This window comes from Salinivibrio sp. MA427 (assembly GCF_001996115.1).
Classification (GTDB): Bacteria; Pseudomonadota; Gammaproteobacteria; order Enterobacterales; family Vibrionaceae; genus Salinivibrio; species Salinivibrio costicola.
On the sequence record NZ_MUFH01000319.1, the window covers coordinates 1 to 2612 of the forward strand.

The 2612-nt window shown below is 45.1% G+C and carries 3 protein-coding genes; all 3 read right to left on the bottom strand.

The window, feature by feature from the left end; translation table 11 throughout:
- The coding region (locus BZG79_RS13880; protein ID WP_242414199.1) for a sodium/glutamate symporter at positions 1-749 on the bottom strand (749 nt) is incomplete at its 3' end.
- A gap of 400 nt (positions 750-1149) precedes the next feature.
- Positions 1150-1566, bottom strand: a complete 417-nt coding sequence (locus BZG79_RS13885; protein ID WP_025744667.1) for a CBS domain-containing protein — start codon at positions 1564-1566, stop codon at positions 1150-1152.
- A gap of 137 nt (positions 1567-1703) precedes the next feature.
- Positions 1704-2486: a DUF2927 domain-containing protein gene (locus BZG79_RS13890; protein WP_077461075.1), complete on the bottom strand. Its 783-nt coding sequence runs from the start codon at positions 2484-2486 to the stop codon at positions 1704-1706.
- Between the last annotated feature and the right edge of the window lie 126 nt (positions 2487-2612).

Below are 2612 nucleotides of genomic sequence, written 5' to 3' on the forward strand. Positions count from 1 at the left end.
ATGTTGAACTGACTAACCCATTCAGATAAATGACTTGCACCTGTAATACACAATAACAAAATAAACAAGACTTCAATCACTTTTTTAGCAGTGACTTTATCTTCTTCATTTTCATTATATGTGACTAATTCAGGATATTTTTCGTGCGTTGTTGTCCCACGTCCATACTCAGATTCGAGTTGGTGTTTATTAATCAAACGCTGAGCAACAGGGCTACCAATAATCCCGCCAATAACGAGGCCGAGTGTGGCTGAGGCCATTGCGATCTCAAGCGTGCTTTGAATCCCATATTCATCGGTTAATATCTGTGCCCAGGCTGCGCCAGTACCATGGCCACCTGATAGCGTAATTGAACCGGCGACTAAGCCCATTAACGGATCAAGGCCTAGGAGCGAGGCAAAACTGACGCCAATCGCATTTTGAATGATAATATAGACAGACGCGATCGCTAAAAACCAGAAAACTTTTAGCCCACCCTTTACTAACTGTTTATAATTGGCGGCCAACCCAACGGTGGCAAAAAACATTAGCATAAAGGTGTTTTTTAACGGTAGATCAAATTTAAAGTTGATACCGTTATAATGTAAAACTGAAATCACACAAGCAATGATTAACCCCCCAACAATAGGTTCGGGAATATTAAACTTGCGTAATGCGGGAATTTTTGAATTAACGAAATGGCCTAGAAAAAGTACACCAATAGCAATCAAGAATGATTCTAGTGCACCAATTGAATTGAGTTGATACATATAACCTCTTTGTTTCTCTCACCTCGTCCTCCCTGATCGTCCAATTTAACCTTTGTTTCTACCTCATTTGATATTGTCGTAAAGTCAATGCTGGCCTCCACACCCACGATATTCCCGCATCCTGCTTATCGTATTCACTGCATGACAGGGGCTAACCTCTGTATCCGCACGGCAGGCCACCAGCTTGCCAATGGGCAGCACAATAGCAGAAAACCTTAAATCTGGCATCAAAAATCGCACGATCTATCACGATCATCGCTTTAGTTATTGAAATATCAATATTAAAAGGCAGGATAACAGCAGAGTATGCTGATTAAAAAATAGACGAAAAACGAGAGAGGGTGCTCAATCCAACCACCCTACTGACGGCTCAGTAGGGTGCGTGCGTATCGTTCTGTGGTCACACAGGGTGGGTTAAACATTCGCCCATCTGCATCCCAATGGCGCGCAGTATGTCACGACGCGTGATGATCCCAACTAATTTACCTTCATCGACGACCGGATACAGTTTAGGTTTGGTCGGTGCCATCATTTCGGCCAGTTTAATGATACTGTCTTCTGATTCCACCGCTAACGCGTTGGGCGTCATGCAATCTGAGACGGTGTGTGAGTCTTGACAGTGGTAGCTGTCTCGTAACAACTGCTGCAACATATCTTGCTCGGATATAAAGCCCACCAAACGCTTATTAGCATCAATGACTGGTCCTCCCGTTTGCTGGCTACGAAGTAACTTTTCGAGCGCACTAGACAACGGCATGTCCTGCGAGAATGTAACCGGTCGTTTGTTCATATAATCTTTGACTGTGATCGACTCCATGTCGCCTCCCCAAATCGTTATGACATTATCAGTCCACCCTTTAAGTGTCGTCTAAGTTGGCGAAATGTCTAAATCACTTTCAACAATTTTTGTTATCGGGCAGAGCAATCATCAACACGTTGGCATCTTCGGCCAGGCTACCATCCGAGTAACGGATAGAGTTTTCCGGTTTTTACTGCTCGATGGGCGTTATTAATGGTGCCATCTTGCGCCCACTTTGTGATCACGGGCCGAATAATTGCCTGGGTGGTTTCCCAGTTTTGCCCTGGTTTTACGGCATCGAGATATAACAGCTGCAACAGTAGGCTATCGAGTCCAGTCAGTAACTGCTGCGAGCTCTGATCGTTAAAAATAGACGGATAGACTCGGTTATCGTCATTGGGTAACCCCATGACTTGCGTCAACTCTTCCACCACGCACGCCACCAGCTTACCTTTTGATCGGGCGAGATCGACGGGGATCACCACCGCCGCATACTGAATTACCCCGTGTCTATCCACTTTAATGTTGGCAGCACATATCGCGTTCTCTAATGGCGAGACATCGTCCGTCGCAAACTGTTTGCGTGCATCGTCTAAAAAACGGGCATGATTAGTAAATACGATCGATAGATTGGCGCGTTCAGGCCTTTCGGTTGGGGTAAAGGCTACCCCAGTGATTGATTGCAAATGACTAAGATGGTACGCCACTAAATTATCATGTAGCTCACTGTTATTGATTGGATGGGCAATATGATACCGAATCGGCGCTTGCCACTTTCGGATGCCCTGCTCCCCTTCAATATATTCGCTTTTCATTGCTATTCGGTAAAAAGCGTCAAGGATATAACCAGGCGATTGCCACGCCTGATCACTCGCCTCGGCCGGAACGGTCCATAAACATCCTATCAATATCAAAGCCAGCCATCCTCGGCGATACACAGCATCACTCCTTTGTTTTCATTACGTTATCCAGCGTCGCTGCAAAAACAACAGAAAAATGGAAGCCATGTACCATTTTTCTAGACAGATTTTGAACCGGATCGACACTATGACTCCAATCACATT

Coding starts and splice junctions, on each gene's coding strand:
- BZG79_RS13885 (WP_025744667.1), bottom strand. CDS start 1,566: ATGGAGTCGATCACAGTCAAAGATTATATGAACAAACGACCGGTTACA.